This is a genomic window from Photobacterium proteolyticum, assembly GCF_001939735.1.
GTDB classification, from domain to species: Bacteria; Pseudomonadota; Gammaproteobacteria; order Enterobacterales; family Vibrionaceae; genus Photobacterium; species Photobacterium proteolyticum.
In genome coordinates this window covers 25,786-51,545 of record NZ_MJIL01000076.1, presented here as the reverse complement: position 1 = coordinate 51,545, position 25,760 = coordinate 25,786, and the positions used below count along the sequence as shown (strand labels likewise).

The 25,760-nt window shown below is 47.3% G+C and carries 25 protein-coding genes and 1 riboswitch; of the genes, 17 read left to right on the top strand and 8 right to left on the bottom strand.

Annotated features, from left to right (window positions below; translation table 11 throughout):
- The first annotated feature begins 350 nt into the window (after positions 1-350).
- The 3 genes from uvrB to BIT28_RS14180 all read left to right on the top strand — a co-directional run bounded on the left by uvrB (position 351) and on the right by BIT28_RS14180 (position 4,570).
- A complete protein-coding gene (uvrB, locus tag BIT28_RS14190; RefSeq protein ID WP_075764783.1) occupies positions 351-2,375 on the top strand; it encodes an excinuclease ABC subunit UvrB in 2,025 nt (674 codons plus the stop codon).
- 380 nt (positions 2,376-2,755) lie between these two features.
- Positions 2,756-4,210, top strand: coding sequence for a quorum-sensing sigma-54 dependent transcriptional regulator LuxO (gene luxO / locus BIT28_RS14185; protein WP_075764781.1), 1,455 nt, complete (start codon positions 2,756-2,758; stop codon positions 4,208-4,210).
- Entirely contained in the window at positions 4,211-4,570 is a 360-nt protein-coding gene (locus BIT28_RS14180; RefSeq protein WP_075764779.1) for an Hpt domain-containing protein, read from the top strand.
- Here the strand turns inward: BIT28_RS14180 and yvcK are convergent.
- From yvcK to BIT28_RS14165, 3 genes are all read right to left on the bottom strand, one after another.
- Positions 4,532-5,428, bottom strand: coding sequence for a uridine diphosphate-N-acetylglucosamine-binding protein YvcK (gene yvcK / locus BIT28_RS14175; RefSeq protein ID WP_075764777.1), 897 nt, complete (start codon positions 5,426-5,428; stop codon positions 4,532-4,534). The two genes, BIT28_RS14180 and yvcK, sit on opposite strands and share 39 nt — an antisense overlap.
- 193 nt (positions 5,429-5,621) lie before the next feature.
- Positions 5,622-6,197 carry an LON peptidase substrate-binding domain-containing protein gene (locus BIT28_RS14170; protein ID WP_075764775.1) on the bottom strand — a complete coding sequence of 192 codons (576 nt, stop codon included), beginning with the start codon at positions 6,195-6,197 and terminating at the stop codon, positions 5,622-5,624.
- A 168-nt stretch (positions 6,198-6,365) separates the two neighbouring features.
- Complete coding sequence (locus BIT28_RS14165) at positions 6,366-6,593, bottom strand: hypothetical protein (protein ID WP_075764773.1); 228 nt, start codon at positions 6,591-6,593, stop codon at positions 6,366-6,368.
- Between the two features lie 180 nt (positions 6,594-6,773).
- Positions 6,774-6,923, top strand: a riboswitch (molybdenum cofactor riboswitch).
- Between BIT28_RS14165 and moaA the strand changes: the two genes are divergently transcribed.
- The 7 genes from moaA (at position 6,912) to BIT28_RS14130 (ending at position 12,101) form a co-directional block, all read left to right on the top strand.
- On the top strand, positions 6,912-7,901 hold the full coding sequence (gene moaA / locus BIT28_RS14160; RefSeq protein WP_075764928.1) for a GTP 3',8-cyclase MoaA: 990 nt from the start codon (positions 6,912-6,914) through the stop codon (positions 7,899-7,901). Its footprint overlaps the riboswitch before it by 12 nt.
- A gap of 82 nt (positions 7,902-7,983) precedes the next feature.
- Positions 7,984-8,496, top strand: coding sequence for a molybdenum cofactor biosynthesis protein B (moaB, locus tag BIT28_RS14155; protein ID WP_075764771.1), 513 nt, complete (start codon positions 7,984-7,986; stop codon positions 8,494-8,496).
- Positions 8,497-8,500: 4 nt separating this feature from the next.
- On the top strand, positions 8,501-8,980 hold the full coding sequence (gene moaC / locus BIT28_RS14150; protein ID WP_075764769.1) for a cyclic pyranopterin monophosphate synthase MoaC: 480 nt from the start codon (positions 8,501-8,503) through the stop codon (positions 8,978-8,980).
- A complete protein-coding gene (moaD, locus tag BIT28_RS14145; protein ID WP_075764767.1) occupies positions 8,977-9,222 on the top strand; it encodes a molybdopterin synthase sulfur carrier subunit in 246 nt (81 codons plus the stop codon). Before moaC ends, moaD begins: the two co-directional genes overlap by 4 nt.
- 2 nt (positions 9,223-9,224) lie before the next feature.
- The gene (gene moaE / locus BIT28_RS14140) at positions 9,225-9,677 is read left to right on the top strand and encodes a molybdopterin synthase catalytic subunit MoaE (protein WP_075764765.1); all 453 of its coding nucleotides are present in this window, start codon (positions 9,225-9,227) and stop codon (positions 9,675-9,677) included.
- Positions 9,678-10,041: 364 nt separating this feature from the next.
- Positions 10,042-10,578 carry a hypothetical protein gene (locus tag BIT28_RS14135; RefSeq protein ID WP_083651861.1) on the top strand — a complete coding sequence of 179 codons (537 nt, stop codon included), beginning with the start codon at positions 10,042-10,044 and terminating at the stop codon, positions 10,576-10,578.
- A gap of 440 nt (positions 10,579-11,018) precedes the next feature.
- Positions 11,019-12,101: a porin gene (locus BIT28_RS14130; protein ID WP_075764763.1), complete on the top strand. Its 1,083-nt coding sequence runs from the start codon at positions 11,019-11,021 to the stop codon at positions 12,099-12,101.
- 61 nt (positions 12,102-12,162) lie between these two features.
- Here BIT28_RS14130 and BIT28_RS14125 read toward each other — a convergent pair whose 3' ends face one another.
- Positions 12,163-12,561 (bottom strand): MerR family transcriptional regulator, encoded by a 399-nt coding sequence (locus tag BIT28_RS14125; RefSeq protein ID WP_075764761.1) that lies wholly within the window; start codon positions 12,559-12,561, stop codon positions 12,163-12,165.
- 659 nt (positions 12,562-13,220) lie between these two features.
- Here BIT28_RS14125 and BIT28_RS29580 point away from each other — a divergent pair.
- Positions 13,221-13,397, top strand: coding sequence for a hypothetical protein (locus BIT28_RS29580; protein WP_175577538.1), 177 nt, complete (start codon positions 13,221-13,223; stop codon positions 13,395-13,397).
- 253 nt (positions 13,398-13,650) lie between these two features.
- Here BIT28_RS29580 and BIT28_RS29575 read toward each other — a convergent pair whose 3' ends face one another.
- Positions 13,651-13,788, bottom strand: coding sequence for a hypothetical protein (locus BIT28_RS29575; RefSeq protein ID WP_175577537.1), 138 nt, complete (start codon positions 13,786-13,788; stop codon positions 13,651-13,653).
- Between the two features lie 59 nt (positions 13,789-13,847).
- Here BIT28_RS29575 and BIT28_RS14120 point away from each other — a divergent pair, with 59 nt between their 5' ends.
- The 6 genes from BIT28_RS14120 to BIT28_RS14095 all read left to right on the top strand — a co-directional run bounded on the left by BIT28_RS14120 (position 13,848) and on the right by BIT28_RS14095 (position 21,762).
- A complete protein-coding gene (locus BIT28_RS14120; RefSeq protein WP_075764759.1) occupies positions 13,848-15,479 on the top strand; it encodes an ABC transporter substrate-binding protein in 1,632 nt (543 codons plus the stop codon).
- A 115-nt stretch (positions 15,480-15,594) separates the two neighbouring features.
- On the top strand, positions 15,595-16,515 hold the full coding sequence (gene oppB / locus BIT28_RS14115) for an oligopeptide ABC transporter permease OppB (RefSeq protein ID WP_075764757.1): 921 nt from the start codon (positions 15,595-15,597) through the stop codon (positions 16,513-16,515).
- A 15-nt stretch (positions 16,516-16,530) separates the two neighbouring features.
- Positions 16,531-17,442: an oligopeptide ABC transporter permease OppC gene (oppC, locus tag BIT28_RS14110; protein ID WP_075764924.1), complete on the top strand. Its 912-nt coding sequence runs from the start codon at positions 16,531-16,533 to the stop codon at positions 17,440-17,442.
- A gap of 68 nt (positions 17,443-17,510) precedes the next feature.
- A complete protein-coding gene (oppD, locus tag BIT28_RS14105) occupies positions 17,511-18,476 on the top strand; it encodes an ABC transporter ATP-binding protein (RefSeq protein WP_075764754.1) in 966 nt (321 codons plus the stop codon).
- Positions 18,476-19,465, top strand: coding sequence for a murein tripeptide/oligopeptide ABC transporter ATP binding protein OppF (oppF, locus tag BIT28_RS14100; RefSeq protein ID WP_075764752.1), 990 nt, complete (start codon positions 18,476-18,478; stop codon positions 19,463-19,465). Before oppD ends, oppF begins: the two co-directional genes overlap by 1 nt.
- A gap of 182 nt (positions 19,466-19,647) precedes the next feature.
- On the top strand, positions 19,648-21,762 hold the full coding sequence (locus tag BIT28_RS14095) for a methyl-accepting chemotaxis protein (protein WP_075764750.1): 2,115 nt from the start codon (positions 19,648-19,650) through the stop codon (positions 21,760-21,762).
- Positions 21,763-21,852: 90 nt separating this feature from the next.
- On the opposite strand, the gene BIT28_RS14090 is transcribed toward BIT28_RS14095, so the two are convergent.
- From BIT28_RS14090 to norV, 3 genes are all read right to left on the bottom strand, one after another.
- Positions 21,853-22,986 (bottom strand): ribosomal protein uL16 3-hydroxylase, encoded by a 1,134-nt coding sequence (locus tag BIT28_RS14090; protein ID WP_075764748.1) that lies wholly within the window; start codon positions 22,984-22,986, stop codon positions 21,853-21,855.
- Positions 22,987-23,106: 120 nt separating this feature from the next.
- Positions 23,107-24,252 carry an NADH:flavorubredoxin reductase NorW gene (norW, locus tag BIT28_RS14085; protein WP_075764746.1) on the bottom strand — a complete coding sequence of 382 codons (1,146 nt, stop codon included), beginning with the start codon at positions 24,250-24,252 and terminating at the stop codon, positions 23,107-23,109.
- Between the two features lie 11 nt (positions 24,253-24,263).
- Positions 24,264-25,754 (bottom strand): anaerobic nitric oxide reductase flavorubredoxin, encoded by a 1,491-nt coding sequence (gene norV / locus BIT28_RS14080; RefSeq protein ID WP_075764744.1) that lies wholly within the window; start codon positions 25,752-25,754, stop codon positions 24,264-24,266.
- Positions 25,755-25,760: the final 6 nt, after the last annotated feature.

The following is a 25,760-nucleotide window of genomic DNA, read 5'->3' as shown; positions in this document are numbered from 1 at the left end:
GCCAAGTATACAGTTGCTTGTGAATTGATTTGAATCAATTGTGGGAAAAGCTGTGGATGATCGCTCTTGAGGAGAGTGTTTTTAAGGAATTTTATAGGCCTGCTATCAACAGCCTGAAGTATAGCTGAACAAAGACATTCTTGTTCGTGGGCGGTGATAATACGCCTAAGGTTAAAATTGTTCAATCCTTGATTTTAATTTTTTTAAGATTTTTCTCGATGCTAGCAAGCAGCACGTGAGTAACGGACAAGCGTGCGGAGTAGAGAAGGGGTGAACTGACAGTGATTATTGACAAGCCTTACCATAACAGCAAAATGTCCCATAACCCCTCTCTACTACGGAACGCAAGTATGAGCAAAACGTTTAACTTATCTTCCCGCTTTTCTCCTTCCGGCGATCAGCCCACAGCGATAAACCAGTTGCTGGAAGGCTTGGATGCGGGGCTTGCTCACCAGACATTGCTGGGTGTGACGGGCTCGGGGAAGACTTTTACTGTAGCCAATGTTATAGCAGAAGCGGATCGGCCCACCTTGATCCTTGCCCCTAATAAAACCCTGGCGGCCCAGCTCTATGGTGAAATGAAGGAGTTCTTTCCGAATAACGCCGTGGAATACTTTGTTTCGTACTATGATTATTACCAGCCGGAAGCCTATGTTCCGACGACCGATACCTTTATAGAGAAAGATGCGTCGGTGAATGCCCATATTGAGCAGATGCGCCTATCGGCAACTAAGGCACTGATGGAGCGACGTGACGTTATTATTATTGCTTCCGTCTCTGCGATTTATGGCCTGGGTGATCCGGATTCATACCTTAAGATGATGTTGCATGTTCGCCGTGGTGACATGCTGGATCAGCGTGATATTCTCCGTCGGCTGGCTGAACTGCAATATACGCGTAATGATGTCGCTTTTGAGCGAGGCACCTTCCGCGTCCGGGGGGAAGTCATTGATATTTTTCCGGCTGAATCGGAAAAAGATGCTGTACGGATTGAACTGTTCGATGATGAGGTGGACTGCATCAGCGCATTTGATCCGCTGACGGGAGCCGTGCTAAAGCGAGACCTGCCTCGCTGCACCATTTATCCTAAGACTCACTATGTCACACCGCGTGAACGTATCCTTGAGGCGGTAGAAAAAATCAAAGTAGAGCTCGAGGTTCGCAAAAAGCAGCTTTTAGAAAATAACAAGCTCGTGGAAGAGCAGCGCATAGCTCAGCGTACCCAGTTTGATATTGAAATGATGAATGAGTTGGGCTTTTGTTCTGGTATCGAAAACTACTCGCGTTATCTCAGCGGACGAGCTGAGGGTGAGCCGCCTCCGACATTGTTTGACTACCTGCCAGCCGATGGCCTGCTTATCATTGATGAGTCGCATGTTACCGTCTCGCAAATTGGCGCCATGTATCGCGGTGACCGCTCTCGTAAGGAAAATCTTGTCGAGTACGGCTTTCGATTGCCGTCTGCCCTCGACAACCGTCCGCTTAAGTTTGAGGAGTTTGAGTCGCTGGCACCGCAGACCCTCTACGTTTCAGCAACGCCGGGCAGCTATGAAATCGAGCAGTCGGGCGGTGATATTGCCGAGCAGGTTGTGCGCCCGACAGGGCTGCTTGATCCGCAGATTGAAGTTCGCCCGGTAGCGACCCAGGTTGATGACCTGTTGTCAGAGATTAGGATCCGCGAGGCCAAAGGCGAGCGGGTTCTGGTTACGACACTGACAAAGAGGATGGCAGAGGATCTGACTGAGTACCTGGATGAGCATGGTGTTAGGGTACGCTATCTTCATTCGGATATTGATACGGTTGAGCGGGTCGAGATCATCCGGGATCTGCGTCTGGGTGAGTTTGATGTACTGGTAGGGATAAACTTGCTGCGAGAAGGCCTTGATATGCCTGAGGTTTCTCTGGTGGCGATTCTTGATGCCGATAAAGAGGGGTTCCTTCGCTCGGAGCGCTCGTTGATCCAGACCATCGGACGTGCTGCCCGAAACCTTGAAGGTAAGGCAATATTGTATGCTGATCGCATTACGGGTTCGATGGAGCGGGCCATGAACGAAACCAATCGCCGCCGGGAAAAGCAGCAAGCCTATAATGAAGAGCGTGGCATTGTTCCTAAGGCGCTTAACAAAGCGGTATCTGATATCATGGAATTAGGTCAGCCGGGTAAGCGTAGCAGGCCAAATAAGGCGGCTCAGCTTCATCAGGTTGCCGAACAGAAAGGTACGTACACGACCATGTCACCGCAGCAGTTGGAGATTGAAATTCAGCAGTTGGAATCAGAAATGTATGACCTGGCGCAGAATCTGGAATTTGAGAAAGCCGCCGAGCTGCGCGATAAGATCCACTCGATGCGAGAGCAGTTCATTGTAAACAGCTAACGTCACAAGGGCCTGGTTAGGCTCTTGCGCTTCTCCCGCCCCTTCATAAAAAAAAAGCCAACCGAGAACAGATTCGGTTGGCGTCATTGTTTTAGTGAAAAAATTCCACAAACAACGTCAGTTGGCTAGGTTGACTCTCAGGAAAGAGTCAATGTAATCAATGCAGACTCCGTGCCAACTTTTTTGACCTTGATAATTGGACTTTTTTGCGACGCTTAACGAGTAATTTGTCACCGTTTTCTCTATCTATCGCGTTGTTATTTGCATTTTGCAAATCAATATGCGATTCATAATGGGAATTTAGAAAGTTTGAAATTTCTCATAACAGTTTTTTTTCTATTGATTACAATTAGTTTAGGAAGAAAGGCTTTGGAGGGGCAATGGACAGCAGGTCAACTCAGCGACAAGTTTTAATGGTAGAAGATACCGCCTCGGTTGCGGCCTTATACAAATCTTACTTAAATCCCCTGGGGTTAATGGTCAGTATTGTTGGAACCGGGACGGAAGCACTTAGCTTCGTCAAAGATATTACTCCTGACTTAATATTGCTTGATCTTCGACTGCCTGACATGACAGGCATGGAAGTGCTGGAATCTGTTCGACGAGATCATGGTAATATTCCGGTGGTGATCATGACCGCACATGGTTCCATCGACGTGGCCGTAGAAGCCATGCGCCATGGTGCTCAGGATTTTTTGATCAAGCCGTGTGAAGCGGACCGTTTGCGGATCACCGTTAACAACGCGCTTAAAGAAGAGAATAAAGCACCGAAAGAGCGCCAAAAGTCCAAACAGGGCGGGGCGCAGTACCAAGGGTTTATTGGTAACAGCCTTCCAATGCAGGCTGTGTATCGAGTGATTGAGTCTGCGGCTTCTAGTAAGGCAACGGTATTTATTACCGGAGAAAGCGGCACAGGTAAGGAAGTCTGTGCAGAAGCAGTGCATGCGGCAAGCCCGCGGAATGATCATCCTTTTGTGGCTTTGAACTGTGCGGCGATTCCGAAAGAGCTCATAGAAAGCGAACTGTTTGGCCATGTTAAAGGGGCGTTTACCGGAGCTTCGACCGAAAGGCAGGGAGCCGTTGAGCTTGCTAACAAAGGGACACTGTTTCTTGATGAGCTTTGTGAAATGGATTTGGATTTGCAAAGCAAGTTACTGCGCTTTATCCAGACCGGAACCTACCAGAAAGTCGGTTCATCCAAAACGAGTACAGTGGATGTTCGCTTTGTATGTGCAACTAACCGTAATCCATGGGTTGAGGTTCAGGAAGGGCGTTTTCGTGAAGACTTGTATTATCGCCTGCATGTGATTCCCGTCACCTTGCCGCCGCTTAGGGATCGTGGCGAGGATGTCATTGAAATTGCTCATGCTTTACTGGCTCTGATGTCAGTAGAAGAAGGCAAGAACTTTAGCCGCTTCTCTCCTCAGGTCATCAATCTGTTTCAGCGCCATAGCTGGCAGGGGAATGTCCGTGAACTGCAAAATGTGATCCGAAACATTGTGGTATTGAATACCGGTGAAGAGGTCACGCTGGACATGGTACCTCCGCCTATATCTGGTGGAGGTGGCGCAGAAATTGCACGTACTGTTCAGCTAACTGCTGAACCGCAAAATGATGCGGACGCTCGTGATGGGGTTTCTCACAATCATTCCATCGATAAATCGCAAATTGAACCCTTGTGGGTTGTTGAGAAACGCGCCATTCAGGCCGCGATTGATGCGTGTGAGGGAAATATTCCCCGAGCAGCGGGTTTGTTGGAAGTCAGCCCATCGACGATATACAGAAAATTACAGGCCTGGCAGGAAGCGGCAGGTAGTAACAGGGAGATAAAATAAATGGCAATGAGTATTAATGCATCTACAATCAAACGCTTATCTGAAGAAGTTGGTCAGGACACAGTAACATTGTTGCTAAACGTCTTCAGTGACGAGCTGGAGCAGTACTTACGTCAGTTATCAGATCAACCTACTATCAGTCAGGTCCGGGAAATTAGTCATGCGATAAAAAGCAGCGCTGCAAGTTTTGGTGCTGATGAACTAGCTGAAATGGCACAAGAGTGTGAATCTCGGGTTAAGCAAGGTCAGGATCAGTGGATGAATGACCACCTGTCTGAATTCACACAGATGGTCAAAGGGATGGCAATAGAATACAAGCAGTTAGCTAGCAACGATGAGCTTATTAATCGCATGCTTTAATTTCTCCCGATCATGGCGCCATTCGTGGTTGCTCGAGGCCAGATCTTCAATCACCTGGTGATATCGCGGATCTAATTCAGAGCGGTATTGATCCGACAGGACGCCATCAACCTGGCGTCCGCCCATTGCCCTTTCACACCAATGCAGCATCACATCAAGGGACATCATCCCGGCAGGTCCATTTTCTTTATCTAGGTTAGTGACAAAGACGATGTTGGCGTTGCAGTTCTTAAGAGCAAGTTCTATTTCTTTGAGTAATAGCGGTGGCATGACACTGGTTAAGAAGCTGCCCGGCCCCAGTAAAATCACATCTGCTTCCTCGATGGCGGTGACAGCTTCCTTTGTGGCTGGAACGGCTGGTTCGACATAGAGTCGCTGTGGCACTTCCTGTAACTCATCAACGCTGGTTTCGCCGCTGATTATTTCGCCACTTTGAATCATGGCTGCCAAATCGGCAGGGTGCTCAGACATAGGAACGATATGGGTTTTCACTTTGAGCATGTCACGGATCAGGTTGATAGCTTCTAGAGGACGAATAGAGAGGTTATCCAGAGCTTTAAGCATCAAGTTACCGAGATTATGACCACTTAACTCACCATTTCCTCGAAACCGGTATTCGAAGATCATTGAGCCTACTGAGGGCTCGGTAATGAGTTGGTTGATACAGTTTCGGGTATCTCCCCATGCAATTCCTCCCTGGCAAGCTCGAATACGGCCAGTAGAGCCCCCATTGTCGGTTGTTGTTACAATTCCTGTAACCTGAGAGCCATAGTCAGAGAGTGCAGACAGGATCCTGCCAAGGCCGTGTCCGCCGCCAATGGCAACAATTTTAGCATCAGCAATATTGGTTGTAGTCATAGCCGTAGTTGCATAAATCTGTTATCAAAATAGAACGGTCAGTGTATACAAATCGCTATGTGAATTACAAATAGGTCTGGACGAGATGGAGTATAAGTCACGTATGGTGCTAATTTGACAATAAAAAACCTCCCGTACCGGGGCACGAGAGGCGAACACACATAAAACGACAGTGTATTGGGATGAAACGCGGCTAGTGCGGTTTTTGCATAATACTCATCAGATAGTCGTAGGTATCCTGGCAGTTAGGCGTGTTAAGCAGCGCTTGCTTTTCGCTTGCAGGCACAGGCAGTATTTCTAGCCAGCGCTGACATAGCCAGCTTAAATTGTTGAATTCTTTATTTAAATTAAGTTGGTTGAGTTCAGGGTGCTTGTTGAACATCTGCTTGAGCTTGTCTGCCAGAACAATTTGGTCGTTGCGAATCTCGACTTCCGGCCACTGTGGGATAATGTCATATTCACCGGAGAAGACACCGCTATCGTCTTGTTCCAGAGCGTTGATTCGGAAGTTTTCATGGCCGTAAACAGTAACAATCAGTGAACCATCCAAGGCTGAAGTGTCTAAATCTTCAACAGTTACTCGAGTTCCGATATGGAAGAAGTGATGGCCATGTTCGGCTTCGTCAAACATACAGATACCAAAGCCAATATCAGAGGTTAGGGCAGCCTTGAATGCATCCATTTGTGGACCCGGGGCAACACGTATTGGCATTCTCCCACCGGGTAACACATGGCGCTGTTGAAAAAGTAGCGGTATAGACTGTTTCATAATCGGCTCCAACTGTCGTTATAGTTGTCAGGTAACTTAGACAATGCAATTGTGATGCCGGAATTTTATACCGCTATTTTGGCCGTACGGTGGTGCTTTAAAATTGATTTAATGCGTGCAATTGCATATTGCGAATCTCACTGCAATTTGCACTGTGCATTATGCGAATTATTTCTGATTCGCAATGATTTTCAGTGCATTGTCACTAGGCAATAACTCAAGATGGCTTTGTTCGTTGAAGTACCAGCCTTTAATGATCCCCTTTTCCATCATGTCGTTGAAGCCATCAATGACACGCATCGCCTGCTCATGGGCACGCTTCGCATCCAGTCCTTCTTCTCGCTGCAAATAGAGTGCAATATCGTCAACAGTCGCAGATTCAATAATGTTGGACATAATTCCCCCACTTTTTATGAGAATTTTTTACTATCTTCCCTTTAGTAGTATTGTCGTGAATTCTTACGAAAGGTAGAATGCAACACGTTTTTTTCAGAGATTTGTCAATAAAGCACTTTCTCTGATAGGTTATAATAATTAAGCCGCTGCACATGTCGCTAGGCGATATAATCATGTGTGCAGCAGCCATAACTCCGAGCTTTATTCACTAAGTTGCAGCCTTTCGGGGATGACAATAGGTGAATGAAGCCAGTGACAGAGTAGTCACCAGGGTCGACAAAGAAATGCATCGGCCTCCCGTATTTGGAAAGGTGTTCCGTGGCGAATCAATTTGAAGATAATTTTCATCGTAAGTTTTATTACTTACGACTCTCAGTGACAGATGTCTGTAATTTCAGATGTACATACTGCCTGCCAGACGGCTATCAACCTGCAGAAAGGAAGAAGCCTTCTTTTCTGACGCTTGATGAGATCAAGCGTGTAACAGGAGCGTTTGCTGACTGTGGTACGACGAAAGTGCGTATCACAGGTGGTGAACCAAGCCTGCGCCGTGATTTTACTGATATTATCGGTACAGTGGCTTCCCAGCCAGGTATCAGCAAAGTAGCAACCACCACTAACGGCTATCGTATGGCGAAGCACGTTGCTGAGTGGCGTGATGCCGGGCTGACCCACATCAACGTCAGTGTCGACAGTCTTGACCCGAAGATGTTTTACCAGATCACTGGTGAAAATATGTTCCATCAGGTGATGGCAGGTATCGATGCTGCGTTTGACGCTGGTTTTGAACAGGTAAAAATCAATACTGTCCTCCTAAAAGATCTTAATTCACAGGAGCTGCCTAAGTTCCTCGACTGGATTAAGACACGGCCAATCCAGCTTCGATTTATCGAGCTAATGCAAACAGGTGAAATGGACAACTTGTTCAAGAATCATCATGTTTCCGGTGTTAGTATCCGCAACCACCTTATCGCGAATGGTTGGCTTCTTAAAATAAGAAGTAACAATGACGGGCCGGCTCAGGTTTTTTGCCACCCAGATTACCAGGGCGAGATCGGTCTTATCATGCCGTATGAAAAAGACTTCTGCCAAAGCTGTAACCGTTTACGCATTTCGGCCAACGGTAAACTTCACCTTTGCCTGTTTGGCGATCATGGCGTTGATTTACGCGATTTGCTGGAAGCTGATACTCAGCGAGCAGATTTGATCGATCGTATCCAAAGTGGGTTGCAGCAAAAAGCCGTTGGGCATTTTCTTGATGACGGTAATACGGGTATGACGCCGCACCTTGCCTCAATCGGCGGATGATATTGAGCCCTGATCAGTATTGGATACTGGTCAGGCTGCCTACATTTCAACTTACTACTACTTCAGTTTGGGAATTACTGTAATGGGTCATGCAGAAACTGCGTTTGAACCAGCACATGTGGCTGTATTGACGGTGTCAGATACGCGCACCGAACACAATGATACTTCTGGCCAGTACCTTGCAGAGTCGCTGCAAGAAGCCGGTCATAAACTAGCCGATAAAAAAATCGTAATCGATGATGTTTACCAGATCCGTGCGATTGTCTCTCAGTGGATTGCTGATGAGAAGGTACAGGCGGTACTGATCACTGGCGGAACTGGCTTTACCTCAAGAGATAATACGCCAGAGGCGTTGATCCCGCTATTTGATAAACAGGTCGAGGGATTTGGCGAGATTTTCCGTATGGTGTCCTATCAGGAGATTGGTACTTCAACAATCCAATCCCGTGCCGTTGCTGGTATGGCCAATAAGACCGTTATCTTTGCTATGCCGGGCTCAACAGGTGCCTGTCGTACCGGCTGGACGAAAATTATCAAAGAACAGCTGGATGCCAGCCACCGTCCGTGCAATTTTATGCCTCACCTAGGGAAATAATACGATGAACCAATTTACTCATATCAATGCTTCCGGTGAGGCCAATATGGTCGATGTCTCTGGCAAAACGGAGACCGTGCGTGAAGCCCGGGCGGAAGCGTTTGTCCATATGGCACCGGAGACGCTTGCTCTGATTGTTTCCGGCAAGCATCATAAAGGCGATGTGTTCGCAACGGCACGTATTGCCGGTATTCAGGCGGCCAAAAAAACATGGGATTTGATCCCGCTATGCCATCCGCTGCTGCTATCGAAAGTCGAAGTGCAGCTGGAAGCGATAGAAGCCGAGAATATGGTACGTATCGAATCTTGCTGTAAGCTGGCGGGCAAAACCGGGGTTGAGATGGAGGCGCTGACCGCGGCTTCCGTTGCTGCGTTGACCATTTATGATATGTGCAAGGCTGTGCAAAAAGATATGGTTATCGGCCAGGTCCGATTGCTTGAGAAAACTGGCGGTAAATCAGGTCACTTTAAGGTAGAAGCATGATTAATGTACTTTTCTTCGCTCAGGTAAAAGAGCTGGTAGGCGTTGATCGCCTTGAAATGGATGCCGGGTTTACAACGGCTGAGGAACTGCGTACTCATCTGTGTGAGCGTGGTGACAAGTGGCAACTGGCATTGGAATCCGGCAAGTTGCTGGTCGCGGTCAATCAGACTATTTGTCCGTTAGATACTGTTATCAAGGATGGGGATGAGATTGCCTTCTTCCCGCCGGTTACCGGAGGCTAATTATGATCTCTGTTCAGTTTGAAGATTTCTCGGTTGCTGATGAGTATGCCAAGCTTGCCGAAGGCACTGATGCCGGTGCTGTTGTGACTTTTATCGGTAAGGTACGAGATTTTAATCAGGGCGATAGTGTCACTGGCTTGTCTCTAGAGCACTATCCGGGGATGACGGAAAAATCGTTGGAAGAGATCGTCGAGCAAGCCCGTGAGCGTTGGCCATTGCTGCAAACTCGGGTTATTCACCGGGTCGGTGATTTGGAACTGGGTGATCAGATTGTCTTTGTCGGCGTGTCGAGTGCCCATCGTGGCGCAGCTTTTCAGGCGTGTGAGTTTATTATGGACTACCTGAAAACACGTGCCCCGTTCTGGAAAAAAGAGCAGACACCCGAAGAGTCTCGCTGGGTCGATGCTCGTGAGACCGATACCTCTGCTGCTGACCGCTGGGTAACAGATCAGTAAAGCCATGCGGGTACTTGGTTTTCTTGCTCAGGGCAGAACTTAGGTTCTGCCCTGTTTGTATTGAGTGATTGTGCCTCCCTTCTTTCTTTTGTTGCATAACTCTTCGTTTTGGCATCTCGCCAGGATTGAATAACTACCGCCTTTGGCTATTTTGGTCGTTTGGCCACTCTTATATGGTTGTTTCTTGAACCACCGCCGGCTGGCAGCTTTGCCGCTGTGAATAATCTTTCTCTAATATTCTCATGTTCTTTCATCTTCTCCTGTGCTAATTTCAAATTAACGGAATAATTAACCTTTCAAAGTGAATGGTTATGGTTTTACACTGTTGCTCGGTGCAGCAGTTTGGCAATAGGGGGACGTAGTTATGATCAGGAGCGATCGATTACTCTATGAATTAGCACCAGATGGTTTTGGTAGTCGGCATTGTGAACCTTGGGAGCAATGGCGCGAAAGAGTACATGGTGTGTTACCCCAGTTTCCGGAAGAAGTGCTTGAGCAGTGGGTATATCGTCATTGGAAAGGCGTGCTTTGTAATTGGGGCTGGTTAGATTTTCAGGCCATGAGCTTTACAAAGGAGCGATGGAGTACCGATGACATTATTAACCAAATCAAGACACCGCATGATGATGTGGTTAGTAAGTTCTCCAGTCGAATGAATAATCCGTTGTTTCAGCGTAGCTGGCTTGTTCAGAATATGCAGGATAATGGGACCTGGCCTGTTGCCCCCATTGTACTGCAGTATGAAAGAGATCTATATGCGACGAACGGACGGATATTAAAGGCACCATTTAATTTGCTTGAGGGCCATCATCGCCTCGGATATTTAAAGTCAATTGCAGAAAATGGTGGGTATTTACAAGACCATCATAATATATGGTTGGTGCGTATTGCGCTTCATTAGAAAATAATCTATTCGTAATTAGAATATAGTGGCGTCCAATTATGGGACGCCATTTTTTATTTGGCGTTAACTATCGTTTTCTCTTTATTCTATATTAGTTAACTTTGTCCTAAAATTGACTCAGATTTAGATCTTTTTAGTTATTGATAAAAAATAATTTATATTTTTTTTCTTCTTTTGTTTATGTCCTATTCTATTTGGTTATCGATATAAAGTTCCTTTTTTTTCAAGTTTTGTGAATTAAATTTCAATACTTGGTGTTGTTTTATAAATTCACTGAATAATCATTCTCTGTATGGGCTTTATGTAATGGATCATGATGCTGCTGATGTGGCTATTTGTGGTGTTTTGTGGTGTTGCGGTGTTTTTTTGTTGTTGATATGTTTCTTTTCGACTCAGGAAGGGTTGGAAAATACAACAAAATATTACAGGAAAGTATAATGAAAAAAACACTATTAGCAGTAGCGGTTCCTGCCGTTATCTTTAGTAACGCTGTTAGCGCAGTAGAACTTCTTAAAACTGAAGAAGCCATGGTTGATTTTTATGGCCAGCTTCGTACTCAGATTGAAAAATATGAAGATAAAGATGTCACCTTAAACGCGGGATCTTCGCGTGCAGGTGTTAAGGCTGAATATACACTTACCGAGACAGTGGATGTATTTGGTAAAGTGGAGTTTGGCCTGAACTTTAAAGCTGATGGCTCTGACTACACGATGAAAAACCGCCTGCACTATGTCGGGTTAGATACCGATTTTGGTAAGTTTTCTATCGGTCGTCAATGGATTGTATCGGATGACATGTATGGTGCTGAATATTCATATTTCTTTGGAGGAAACGGAATTCTCCATGCCACGCTATCGAAAGCACGTCATGACTCGCTGGTTAAATATAATTATGAAGGCGAAAGCTTCCTACTCGCGGCTAACTACGGTTTGACAGAAGATGACAACAACCAGGAGCTGGCTGAATTGTTCGTCTCTTCGAGCGTCGGTAATTTTAACTTTCACTTCGGAGGCGGTGTTAACCGTGATAAGTCATTCAGTGTAGGTACTAAAACGGTAACGCCTAATCCGGCAGTGCCGGAGTTTACCAAAGAAGAGAAAATCACTGCCGATATCGAAAATACCTTCTTCGAAGGTACGCTTGAATACACGGTTGGACCGGTGCTACTGGGGTTCACCTACTATAATTCGGAACTGGCGAAAAAAGGGTCCAACGTTACTATCGACGGAGATGGCTTTAGCCTGGGAGCTACGTATAGCTGGGCAGATAATGCAACGGCGTACACTGGTGTTGGCTATGCTGCACAGGAGTCGAATGCACTTCAAGAAGACGGTGACGGAAAAACCTTTTATATAGGCACTGACTATAATTTCAATAGCTGGTCACGTATCTATGTGGAATATGGTTATGAAGACGGGGATACACTTGGCTACACCAATAAGGCAAGTGATAGCTTTGTCGGGGTTAAGTCAACTGACTCTGAAAGCAAATTTGCTATCGGTGCACGAGTTTACTGGTAATTGATACCATTTCCAGTGTTTAGCCCGGTCATTGCCGGGCTTTTTTGTATTGGATAAGCGTTTAATCGAATTTGGCGAGCTGCTGGTAACAGCTGCGCTCGGCTGAATTGAGCTCCATCATGACAGAGTGAATATCGGCTTGTTGTTGCTGTAGAAGGTTTTGCCGATGCTGGATGGTGTTCAGCATGGATTGAAGCTGTTTCTTGTTGCGCTTCTCAGAGTCGTAGAGATGAAATAGCTCGTGGATATCGGTAAGACTGAACCCTAGCCGTTTACCCCGTAATATCAACTTCAGGCGTGCTCGGTCCTGACGTGAAAAGATCCGTTGCTTTCCCTTTCTGGCTGGTTTTAGAAGGCCTTGATCTTCATAGAAGCGGATACTTCTGAGTGTCACCGAGAACTCTTGTGCCAACTGTGAGATGGTATAAGTCTCTGCATTATCACGCTTATCTTTTTTCATCCGTTGTCGTTCCATTTACTATCTAGATCCACGTCCCTGGATCGGCGAAAAGATCATTTCATACCGTGCTGAAATTGACAAGCCGATTTGCTGACGGGGTAGGAGATAAGAATGAAAATAGCCCCTATGAGAAGGGGCTAGGGTGGTGTTTTAAGCTTAAGACGTGGGCTTACTTGACACCGTTAGTGTCGCCTTTGGTCTTATGTGACGGTGGCACATAGCCGTGACGAACACGGGAAGGACTTGGACGTGAGAAACAACCAGCTGGTCTCATATATCAACTCTCAAGATAGAACGGAACGGGAACGGAATATTGAAGTACACACCTGATATCTCTGGCTTGGCGGGTCGCTTCAATAGAAACGATAGTAGCGTTATTGGCCTGTTATAGGTACTTGAAAATTGTTAATAAAAGCCTTTGTGAAAAGTTAATCTATCAGTGTTTTTTTTATTCTGTTTCGTTATTAAGTGTGTGCTACAGGCGCAGTTATCGCTTTTGTGCCATATTTAAAATCCGACTTGAAAGCTTTTCAGTGAAAGAGACTTTTTGTCGGGAATAATTATTCAATCTTACTATTTGCATCGATAGCATCTGTTAGCTATCGGCTTGCTTAGGTTTTATTGAATTTCTGTTATTGAGGTTAACAGCGGAGGGTTTTATGAAGCACAGACGCGTATCAAACCGACGAATTAAACAGATGCTGGGTGAGATTCTTTATGATGATATGCATACTGAGTCGCATAATGCTGAAAATGATCAAACATTAGTTGAAAAGAAAAAGCCATCAAATCGTGATATGAACCCAGGTTTAGATATAGACAGTGAAAATAAGTAAGTGTCAGTTTTTTCCGAAGCACCCTGTTTAGGGTGCTTTTTTATGTTTGTTTGTCAAGGTTTTGCAAAAATGTTATTGACTCAGGCTGGTTTTGTTGCCGGTTGAGTTTTTTATGCTGAATATTTATTCAATCTTACAATTATTCATTCAAAAAAGGCATTTTTTTGGCGTTTTTGGCGGAATTTTCTCTATAGTTAGGGTTTTGTGATAGATTGAACTGCAAGTAGGTTCATGTTTAGGGGGATGAACTGGCTTAGTGTTGTATATTAAGCATAATATCACTTTTTGTAATCAAAATGTGGCAAATTGCTTCAATGCCTGATAAGGTTTTGACCAATTCTTCGGTTTGCTCTGTATTGTTGAGGATTAATAATGCAGATATTGCTGACATTTTATGCGCCTGCTGAAGACCGTCATGGACGTATCGATAGAATGTATTGGAGTTAATGCATGTATAAGAACAAAATTACTCAGGCGCTATTGTTAAGCGCGGGTATGGCCGTAGCCGCGACCTCATTTTCTACTCTTGCGGCTGATGTACCAGCTGGCGTCAAGCTAGCAGCGAAACAAGAACTTGTTCGCGGTAACGGTACAGAAGTTGAATCTCTTGACCCTCAGAAAGTCTCTGGTGTTCCTGAATCCAATGTATTGCGTGATCTGCTAGAAGGTCTTGTTAACCAAGACGGCAATGGTGCGCTGGTTGGCGGTGTAGCAGAGTCATGGGAAACCGAAGACAATAAAACATGGATCTTCCATTTCCGTAAAGATGCGAAATGGTCAAACGGCGATCCTGTTGTCGCTGAAGACTTCGTCTATACCTGGCGTCGTCTGGCCGATCCTAAAACTGGTTCGCCTTATGCCTCTTACCTGGAAATGACCACCATGGCGAACGCCGGTGACATTATTCTTGGCAAGAAAAGCCCAGAAACTTTGGGGGTTGAGGCAGTCGATAAGCACACTCTTAAAGTTACCCTTGATAAGCCCGTTCCTTACTTTGCATCAATGACGGTTCACACCTCACTGAAGCCGGTAAACAAGAAAGTTGTCGAGTCACTCGGTGACAAGTGGACAAGCCCAGCTAATTATGTAGGTAATGGTGCTTATACACTGGATAAGTGGGTTGTTAACGAGCGTATCGTACTTGCCCGTAGTGAAACATATTGGGATAACGATAAAACTGTTCTGAACCAAGTTACCTATCTGCCAATCGAGAACCAAGTTGCCGAAATGAACCGCTTCCTGGCTGGTGAGGTAGACGTTACGTATGAAATGCCAAACGAGCACTTCAAGCGCTTGGTAAAAGAATATCCGGAAGATGTAAAAGTTACGCCTTACCTGTGTTCGTACTACTACGAATTCAATACAACCAGAGCGCCGTTTGATAACGAAGATGTGCGTAAAGCACTATCTTACGCAATTGACCGTGATGTGATTGCCAAGTTCATTGTGGGCAAGGGTGAGACACCAGCTTATAACTTTACTCCACTCGCGACTAACGGACTGGACGTTGAAATGCCTCAGTACTCAGAGCTGTCGCAGAAAGAACGTGTAGCCAAGGCGAAAGAACTACTTGCTAAGGCGGGTTATGGTTCTGACAACCCTCTGAAGTTCGACCTGTTATACAACACTAGTGAAAACCACAAGAAAGTTGCTGTCGCAATTGCCTCGATGTGGAAAAAATCACTGGGCGTTACAGCCGTTCTTGAAAACCAGGAGTGGAAGAGCTACCTAGACACCAAGCGTCAGGGTGATTTTGATGTATCACGTGCTGGCTGGTGTGGTGACTACAACGAAGCGTCGACCTTCCTGGCGATCCTGCGTGACGGCCACTCGCAGAACTATCCGAAATACTCGAGCAAGTCTTACGATGCTCAGCTAGACAAGGCACTGGCTGCTGCATCTGATGCAGACCGCTCGGCAGCCTATAAGGGTGCTGAAGCACTGCTGGCTAAAGACATGCCTATCATGCCTATCTACCACTATGTGAATGCTCGCCTGGTTAATCCTAAACTAGGTGGCTACCCAGAGAAAAACCCTGAAGATAATATCTTCAGCAAAGACATGTACATCATTGCTGACTAATAAACAGCAAGATAAATAATTAAGCGCTGCTCCGAGGTCGGGGCAGTGCTCATTGTTCGTATTTGATACTTGCAATTTCTTCAACTGTCACAGACTTAAATATACGGTGGAGTTTATGATTAAATTCATCGCTAAACGGATTTTTGAAGCAATACCAACCCTGTTGGTATTAATTACAATCTCGTTTTTCCTGATGCGTTTTGCACCAGGCAACCCTTTTTCAAGCGACCGTCCGCTTCCTCCTGAAGTGATGGCAAATATCGAAGCCAAATATGGCCTGGATAAACCTGTATTTGAACAATATACGACGTATCTTGGAAATATAGTTCAGGGTGATTTTGGCCCATCCTTTAAATATAAAGATTTTACGGTGAACGAGCTGGTCTCTAAGGCTCTGCCTGTCTCCGCTAAAATTGGTTTCTTTGCCTTCATCTTTGCACTGGTGATGGGGGTCACCGTCGGCACCATTGCCGCGTTGAAGCAAAATAGCTGGATAGACTATACGATAATGTCTACCGCCATGGCGGGGGTGGTCATGCCGTCCTTCATATTGGCGCCGGTGCTTATCTATATTTTCTCGATCAATCTTGGCTGGCTGCCGGCTGGTGGCTGGAATGATGGCTCAACCAAGTACATGCTGCTGCCAATGTTTGGTATGTCACTGCTGTATGTCGCCACTTTTGCTCGTATTACTCGCGGTAGCATGATTGAGACGTTGAACAGTAACTTTATTCGTACTGCTCGTGCCAAGGGCCTGAGCTACTCCTACATCATTATTAAGCATGCGCTGAAACCTGCGCTGCTACCGGTTGTTTCCTATATGGGCCCGGCCTTCGTCGGTATTATTACCGGTTCGGTTGTCATCGAGACCATCTTTGGTTTGCCTGGTATCGGAAAGCTCTTTGTTAACGCAGCCTTTAACCGTGACTATTCACTGGTATTGGGTATCACAATTCTAATCGGTACGCTGACTATTATCTTCAACGCCGTTGTCGATATTGTCCTTGCGTACATTGATCCGAAAATTCGTTACTAGAGGGCCGAACAAATGATGCTTACTAAAAAAGACAATGTAGAGGCCGTCGAGAAATTTTCCGAGCAGCTGGAAATTGAAGGTCGTAGTTTATGGCAGGATGCCCGTATTCGCTTTATGCGAAACAAAGCGGCGATGATCAGCCTTGCCATTCTCTTCTGTATATCGCTGGCGGTTATTTTCGGCCCGATGTTCAGTTCGTATGCTTTCGATGATACCGATTGGTACGCGCTGCATGCCGCTCCTAGTCTTGGTGCAGAGGGTCACTTCTTTGGTACAGATAGCCTTGGTCGTGACTTGTACACCCGAACATTGATCGGCGGGCGCATCTCCCTGATGGTGGGGATTCTGGGCGCCTTGGTGGCAGTTGTGATAGGTACGCTTTACGGTGCAGCTTCCGGCTTCATCGGCGGCCGTACCGACCGCATTATGATGCGTCTTTTGGAAATCTTGTACTCGATTCCGTTCATGTTCTTCGTGATCGTATTGGTTACTTTCTTCGGTCGAAATATCATGCTGATTTTTGTGGCGATCGGGGCGATTTCCTGGCTTGATATGGCTCGTATTGTCCGAGGGCAAACCTTGTCCCTGCGAAGCAAGGAGTTCATCGAGGCGGCACATGTTTCGGGCGTTAGCCGTTGGAGAATCATCACCCGCCATATCGTGCCGAATGTTCTAGGTATTGTTGCTGTGTACTCAACCCTACTGGTACCGGCGATGATCCTGACTGAATCATTCTTAAGTTTTCTGGGCCTGGGTGTCCAGGAGCCAATGACGAGCTGGGGTGCCTTGCTACAGGAAGGCTCACAAACGATGGAGGTTGCCATTTGGCAGTTGATGTTCCCGGCGGCGTTTATGGTTGTAACTTTGTTCTGCTTTAACTATGTGGGTGACGGCTTGCGTGACGCACTGGATCCAAAAGACAGATAAGAATGAATCGCTCTTTGGCTCATGAAAGATGTTCGTGAGCCAAAAGCGAGAGAGTATAAGGAAGTATTATGAGCTTATTAGATGTCAAAGATCTACGCGTAGAATTTACAACACAAGACGGTATCGTCACCGCGGTTAACGATCTTAACTTTTCTCTGAAACAGGGTGAAACCCTGGGTATTGTTGGCGAGTCCGGTTCGGGTAAAAGCCAGACTGTTTTCGCCATCATGGGTTTGCTGGCCAAAAACGGCATCATCGGCGGTAGTGCAAAATTTGAAGGCCGCGAGATTCTTAACCTGCCCGAGAGCAAGCTGAATAAGCTTCGTGCCGAACAGATTGCGATGATTTTCCAGGATCCGATGACATCGCTTAACCCTTATATGAAAGTCAGTGATCAGCTGATGGAAGTATTGATGCTGCATAAAGGGATGGGTAAGGCCGAAGCTTTTGAAGAAAGCGTACGTATGCTGGAAGCGGTTAAAATTCCGGAAGCGCGTAAGCGTATTACCATGTATCCGCATGAGTTTTCGGGCGGTATGCGTCAGCGTGTTATGATCGCCATGGCGCTGTTATGTCGACCTAAGCTATTGATTGCCGATGAACCGACAACGGCTCTGGATGTAACCGTTCAGGCCCAGATAATGGAGCTTCTGAACGAGCTAAAGAGCGATTTCAATACCGCGATCATTATGATCACCCACGATCTTGGCGTTGTTGCCGGTAGCTGTGACAAAGTACTGGTAATGTACGCAGGCCGTACGATGGAATACGGCAAGATCAATGAAATCTTCTACAAACCATCGCACCCGTATACAGAAGGTTTGCTCAAAGCGATCCCTCGCCTTGATACGGACGGCGAGGAGTTACCAACGATTCCGGGTAACCCGCCTAACTTACTTCGTCTGCCGGTTGGCTGCCCTTATCAGGAGCGTTGCCACAGGGTGTCAAGTCGCTGTACGCAGGAAGCTCCTGCGTTGAAAGACTTTGCCGAAGGTCGTTTACGTGCGTGTTTTTCTGATATGGGGACGTGGTAATGGAAGCACAAAAGAACCTGCTGTTAGATATTAAAGATCTTAAAGTACATTTTGATATTGCCCCTAAGTCGGCATGGCCGTGGAGCAAGCCGTCAAAGCTAAAAGCGGTCGATGGTGTTGGTATTCGTCTCTATGAAGGTGAAACGCTGGGTGTGGTTGGCGAATCCGGCTGTGGTAAGTCGACGTTTGCTCGTGCTGTGATTGGTCTGGTTGAGGCTACTGCGGGTAATGTTGTCTGGCTGGGGCAGGATCTGACCAAGCTAGATCAGGTCCGTATGCGTGAAAAGCGTAAAGAGATCCAGATGATTTTCCAGGATCCGCTTGCATCACTGAACCCTCGGATGACTGTTGGCGAGATCATTGCCGAACCACTGAAGGCGTTCTATCCGGACTTGCCAGTTGACGATGTGAAGCAGCAAGTCAAGGCAATGATGGCTAAAGTTGGTCTGCTGCCAAACGTGATTAACCGCTATCCGCACGAATTCTCAGGTGGTCAGTGTCAGCGTATCGGTATTGCCCGTGCACTTATCCTCAAACCTAAACTCATCATTTGTGACGAGCCGGTATCGGCCCTTGATGTGTCGATTCAGGCACAGGTTGTTAACTTGCTGAAGTCGCTACAGAAAGAGATGGGCTTGAGCCTGATCTTCATTGCTCATGACCTGTCAGTCGTCAAGCATATCTCGGATCGCGTGCTGGTGATGTATCTGGGGAACGCAGTTGAGATGGGAGAAGGAGAGGCATTGTTTGCCGAGCCTAAGCATCCTTACACGAAGGCGCTAATGTCTGCGGTACCAATCCCGGATCCTGATCTGGAGCGTAATAAACATATTGAATTGTTGGAGGGAGAGCTTCCTTCACCAATGAATCCACCTTCAGGCTGTGTGTTCCGGACCCGTTGCCCTCAGGCAACGGCGTCCTGTGCTGATAGTAAGCCTCAGTTGGAAGGGGGAGACGTTCATGCGGTAGCCTGCCTGAATGTCCATTAATTCAAGCCTGTGACAGGCTTTAAGCGCGGTGTCAAAGCCGCGCTTTTTTTCGCCTGTCGGTTTGTCAAAAAATTGTTGCTGGCGGTCAAATTTATGACATCGCCTGCATGTTATAAAATATTGATAAAAATGTAGTTTACCATTACATTTTCGACTGAGTAGTACGAACAAGGATTGTTTATATGCGGTCACTATCGGTGCAGTGGAAGATCACCCTGATGGCAGGGGTTGGGCTGTTGATAACAGTCTTGGTCTTAACCAGCCTATCATTTTATTTCTCTGGCCAGAGCCAGCAGCTAGTGAGTGAGCAGTCATTCACTTCCCTTCGTAACAAATCCCAGGATGTTGTTCAGGCTCAGGCAGAGCGTCAGGCGATATCTGTTCAGCAGTATTTCGATGAAGCCATTTACCGTGCTGAAATGCTGGCCCAGAGCGTGTTGTTCCTCAAATACAATGCCGAGGAAAATTTTACCAATAGTTCTGAGCTTCGAGGCTCGATCAATGAACTGCTGCGGCGCTCCGTGAATGAATTTTCTAATATCTACGGTGCTTTCGTTGTATTTATCCCTGACGGGTTGGATGCCGAAGACAGTAACTATCATGGGGCGGACTATGTCGGTGCCAATGGCAATGGGCGTTTTGCTCCATATTGGTCGAAGGCAGGAGCGGATGAAGCCGAGCAATTTATTATCGCTGAACAAGAAATTGTAGATAGCGGCTCAAACCAATGGTTCAACTGTAGTCTGGATACTAAGCAGATCTGTGTTCTTGATCCTCAAATAGCTAAAAGGGGAATCGGCGGGCAGCTGGTGAGTACGATTACCATACCGCTAAGCGTCGATGGCGAAGCCGTCGGTGTGATGGGAATCGATATCCGTCTAGATGCGCTGCAGGCTGTCATCAGCGAAGTTGATAAAAATCTATATCGTGGGGCTGGTAAGGTATCTTTGCTAAGCAAAGACGGAACCATCGTTGCGTGGGATCAGGCAAGTAATCGCCCCGGTAGTCAGTTTACCAACAGCGATGGCCTACCGGCTGAGCTAAGTAGCTGGCTATCGACGGGAAACGATTATGCCGGCTGGAGCCAGAATCAACAATGGCTTCAGGCTTATACGCCGGTCGAACTTGGCCAGGTGAGCTGGGGAGTTGTTATTCAGCTTCCGAGCGAGCAGGTATTGGCAGAAGCTATCGCTTTGGATAAGACAATAGCGCTTCAACGTGATGAATCATCCAGGATTCAGGTTATCGCCAGTGTATTGATCGCCTTTGTCGGCCTGCTGGTCGTCCTGTTGGCTGCCTCCCGTCTGGTTGCGCCTATTAAGCAGGTGGCTGAGCGGCTGAAAGATATCGCTTCCGGTGAAGGTGACTTGACCCAAAGGCTCCATGTTGCACAGCAAGACGAGGTGGGGGAGCTTGCTCTCTGGTTCAACCGCTTCCTGGATAAGCTGCAAAATACCATTAGCCAGGTTGTTGTTGCCGTGGACGAAGTGAGTAAAACGGCGACAGAAGCGGCTGATGTGGCCAGTCAAACCCGGGATGGCAGTCAGTCTCAGTTCAAAGAGGTTGATATGGTTGCAACGGCAGCCGAGGAAATGGCCCAGACTGCCGAGCAGGTTGTACATCATACGGAAACGGCGGTGGTTGCTGCTAGCCAGGCTGATATCTCGGCCCAGGATGGCCAGACTGTTATTCAGGCATCCGCCCAGTCGATGGGGACACTGGTCTCGCAGATGGAGGCGGCTGTACCTGTTGCCAAGGATCTGGAAAACAACAGTGAAGACATCAATCAAATTTTGCAGGTGATCGAGGGTATTTCCGAGCAGACAAACCTGCTGGCGCTGAATGCCGCAATAGAGGCTGCCCGAGCCGGTGAGCAAGGGCGTGGATTTGCGGTTGTTGCAGATGAAGTACGCCAGCTGGCGAGCCGCACACAGGACTCGGTAGGGCAGATACGTACTGTCATTGAGGTACTGCAGCAAGGTACACGGGATGTGGTTGGTGCTATCGAGCAGGGTAATCAGCTGGCCGGAGATACGGCACAACAGGTTGGTCAGGCTGTTGATAGTCTCAAGCAAATTACGGATGCGGTAAAAGCAATTCAGTCAATGAACGAACAAATCATGCATGCGGCTCAGGAGCAACAGACTGTTTCGGCTGAAGTAAACAGCAACGTCGCCAATATTCGTCAGTTGAGTGAGAATATCTTAGATCAGGCTGAGAGCTCTGCCGGTATTGGCAATCGGCTGACCAGCCTCGCCAAGCATCAGCAAGAGCTGGCCGGGCAGTTTAAGGTTTAGTCGCGCTCTTTATTACCATTGCTGAGATGATGGCAAGATAGTGCAGCTAGCCAATTCCTTTGGCAGCTGCGCCTGTTTTTATTCCGGATACTACTCGACAGGATACCAGTAGCCTAAATTAACCAGCTGGGTTAGTAGGGCAATAAAGGCGGGGTGGTCGAGCTGCTTACCCAATGAAGCACTGGTGACCTGTTCACTGTCGCAAAGGTAAGTGGCGGCAAAGCTGCATTCTTCGGGAAGCTCAAACCGTTCGCCGTTGATGTAGAGAATGTATGGCTGTTCCGGGTAGTAAAATGCCCGCAGGCCGCCTAGGCGTTTCATGGTCTCGCCGTTTTCAAGAAACTGGTACGTTTCGCTATTTTGCCAAGGTGGCTCGGCCGAAATGATATCCAATTCATGGCGGCTGTTGCTCAGGTGCTCTCCTATCCACTGTTTCATTAAGTGGGGATGTGCGAGTAAGCTGCGCATCATGGCTTCCAGATCCTGATATTCTTCGTTAAGGATCGCACCACTATTCGTTCGTGTTGGTAGATCAGGGTTATGGTAATGAACATCACCCATTTCGTTGGCAATGACAAAGTCGGCTAAGCTGCTTAGAAGCTCTTGCTTTTTAGGGGAGCGGAAGCCGACAGAGTAGCTCATTGACGTGTCGATGGCATAACCGTCATGGGGGTAGCCCGGTGGGATATATAAGATATCGCCAGGCTCCAGGATCTCATCAATGATTGGTTCGAACCCTTTGATCTGGCGTAGTGCCGGATGACCGAATTCTTCTTCATAATCGTCTTTTTTGGGGCCGACGCGCCAATGTCGTTTGCCGGAGCCTTGGATAATAAAGACATCGTATTGGTCGATATGCGGACCGACACCGCCCCCCGGGGTGGAGTAGCTGATCATCAGGTCGTCAAATAGCCAACTAGGCAGCTGGCGAAACGGAGTGACAAGTTTCGCAGCCCCTTCATGCCAGTGGTTTGCTGCCTGAACAACAAAAGACCAGTTGTCCCCCGGCATATTGTCGAAGCTGAGTGGGCCATGGGAAACCTCCCACTTATTACCGCGTTTGGCAATATATCGCGAGTCTACCTCTTCTTCCATTGCTAGCCCGGCTAGCTCATCAGGGCTGATTGGGTCAACAAAGTCTTTGAAGCCCCCTTTTATTACAGTGGGTTTCTTCTGCCAGTACTCGGACATAAACGCTTCAAAAGAGAAAGTCAGCTGGTACATAGTGCCATTTAATCGAGGTGCATTTGTCGCGATTATAGCGCATTCCGCATCACAGGGTGACGGGGAATGCGCAGCTGAAGTCAGTTTAGTTCGGGATGATAGGCTGCAAATCTATTGCTGCTACTCGACAGGCAGTTGACGAAGCAGTGGGAAAGCGGCCTTTTGCTGCTCGTGGCTAACAATGAAGCCGACAAGTTTCTCCGTGCCTTTTTCAAATGCCTTGGCAATATAGCCATCGCTATCTCGAGTGATTTCCCAACTCACATCAGAACGCGCTGTTTGCCCCGACAGATTAAGCGGGAACCACGGGGTTTTGGCTTTGACCAGGCTTGCAGGTAATTTTACCGGTGTTGGGTTGCTTGAAAGGGTTTTCGCCAATGCCATGGCCGAGAGCATAGTAGGCTGCAGGAATGCCCTGATTTTTCCACCCAGCTCGGCACAATCACCCAGTGCGTAGACGCTATCTGCCGATGTTTTAAGGAACTCATCAATCACAATTCCCTGGTTGACAGTAATGTTAGCCTGCTCGGCCAAGACAGTGTTCGGCTTTAGCCCCATGGCAGCAATCACAACATCGGCTTCGACGATGTTGTTGTCATCAACTTGGACAAGCAGCTGCTGGTGGTGACGGTTAACCCCTGTCACGGCAGCAGATAGTTTCACGTCGATACCTTTTTGCGTCATGGTTTGAAACAGCTCGGCCCCCAGAAATGCGGGAAGCAGTGTTGGCATTATACTGCGGGCCCGGTCGCAGATGGTGACTTGTTTACCGGCTTCGGCAAGGTCCATCGCGATCTCCGTACCAATCAGACCTGCACCTAGTATGAGTACAGATTTGGCTGTGGCAATTCTGTCCTGGTGGCTGGCATATTCCCCCAGGCTGTTAAGCGTCACGATTTCATCGGTTGCATTACCGTCAAAAGGTGGGACAAATGATGAAGCACCTGTGGCCAATACCAGCTCTGAGTAGCTGACCTTTTTATCTGACAGCTGGACTGTTTTTGCCTCTGTGTCTATGGACTGAACCCGGGTGTAGGCAAGCAGTTCGATACTGTGCGTGCTGGCAAAATCTTTAGCCGATTGCTTGATCAAGTCACTCGCATTCTGACTTCGGGAAAAGACATGGCTCAACTCAGGTTTGGAGTAGTCGTCACCACTTTCCGCTGTAATGACGGTGACCGGCGTCTCGGCATCAAGTTTACGAAGTGATTTCACCAGCTGGTAAGCAGCAAAGCCGCTACCAATAACAACTATATGTTTATCCATCAGTCATGTTCTCAGGCAATAGGTTCAAAGACTTCTTTTCCGATACCGCAATCCGGGCACAGGAAGTAGTCCGGTACGTCATTCCAGGCGGTTCCCGGTGCAACGTCTTGGTTCGGTTCACCTAGCTCAGGGTCGTAAACCCATTGGCATACAGTGCAAATCTGCTTTTCAGTGCTGGCGCCAGTTGTGGCCTTTTCTGCCTGTGTGTCGTTATTGCTTTTCACTGTTGCAGGCTGAGCAATAGAGACTTCCGCTTTTGCGCTTTCTTCAGGTTGTGCAGTGTTCGCTTCAGTTGCAGCGATAGGCTGTAGTGCCCACTCCCGTGCAATTTTACGTCCGTGCTCGCGGCATTCTTCTAACGCTTTGCCATCAGGACGCCATTTGGTTTTCATGCCTACGGTTGTGAAGAAGCCAGCGTCCGTCAGGCGGGCGTGGATACGGTCAACAGCGCCGCCGTTCCAGCCATAGCTGCCAAATGCTCCAGCTTTCTTCCCCTTGAAGCGCAAGCCTGTGATTTCTTCTAGCATGCCGGCGATTTTAGGCATCATGACGTTATTCATTGTTGATGAGCCAACCAGAATACCTTTCGAGCAGAATACATTGGCCAGGATCTCATTTTTGTCGTGGCGAGATACGTTGAAGATCTTAACCGCAACATTTGGATCGGCCTCAGTCATACCTTGCGCAATAGCATCAGCCATCATACGGGTATTGTTTGACATAGAGTCATAGAAGATCGTGATCTTGTCTTCTTTATATTCATCGGCCCATTCCAGGTACTTTTCGATGATCTGCGTTGGGTTATCACGCCAGATCACGCCGTGGGAGGTCGCTACCATATCAACCGGCAAGTTGAAGCCTAGCACTTCATGGATCTTAGCGGTTACCAGTGGGCTAAACGGTGTCAGGATGTTGGAGTAGTAGCGTAGGCACTGCTCCATCAGTTCATTGTACTCAACTTCGTCGTTGAATAGGCGCTCATCGCAGTAGTGCTGACCGAAGGCGTCGTTACTGAAGAGTACTGCGTCTTCAGTCATGTAAGTCATCATGCTGTCTGGCCAGTGAAGCATCGGTGTTTCGATAAATACCAGTGACTTGCCGTTACCGATATCAATGCTGTCACCTGTTTTCACGGTGTTGAAGTTCCACTCTGGATGGTGATGATGACCGGTAATAGAATCAACAGCATTTTCTGTACAGTAAATTGGTGTATTGGGGATCTTCGACATCAGAAGAGATAATGCACCGGCGTGATCCTCTTCGGCATGGTTAATAACAATCAGATCGATATCGTTAAGGTCGATTTCTTGCTCCAGCTTCTGAACGAAGTCGTAGCTGAATTTATGGTCGACGGTGTCAATTAGCACGTTTTTGCCTTCACGGATCAGGTAGCTGTTGTAGCTGGTACCTTTCAGTGTTTTGTATTCTGTGCCGTGAAAATCACGAATTTCCCAGTCGCGCTGACCAACCCAGTGAATATTGTTCTTAACGTGAATAGACATACAACT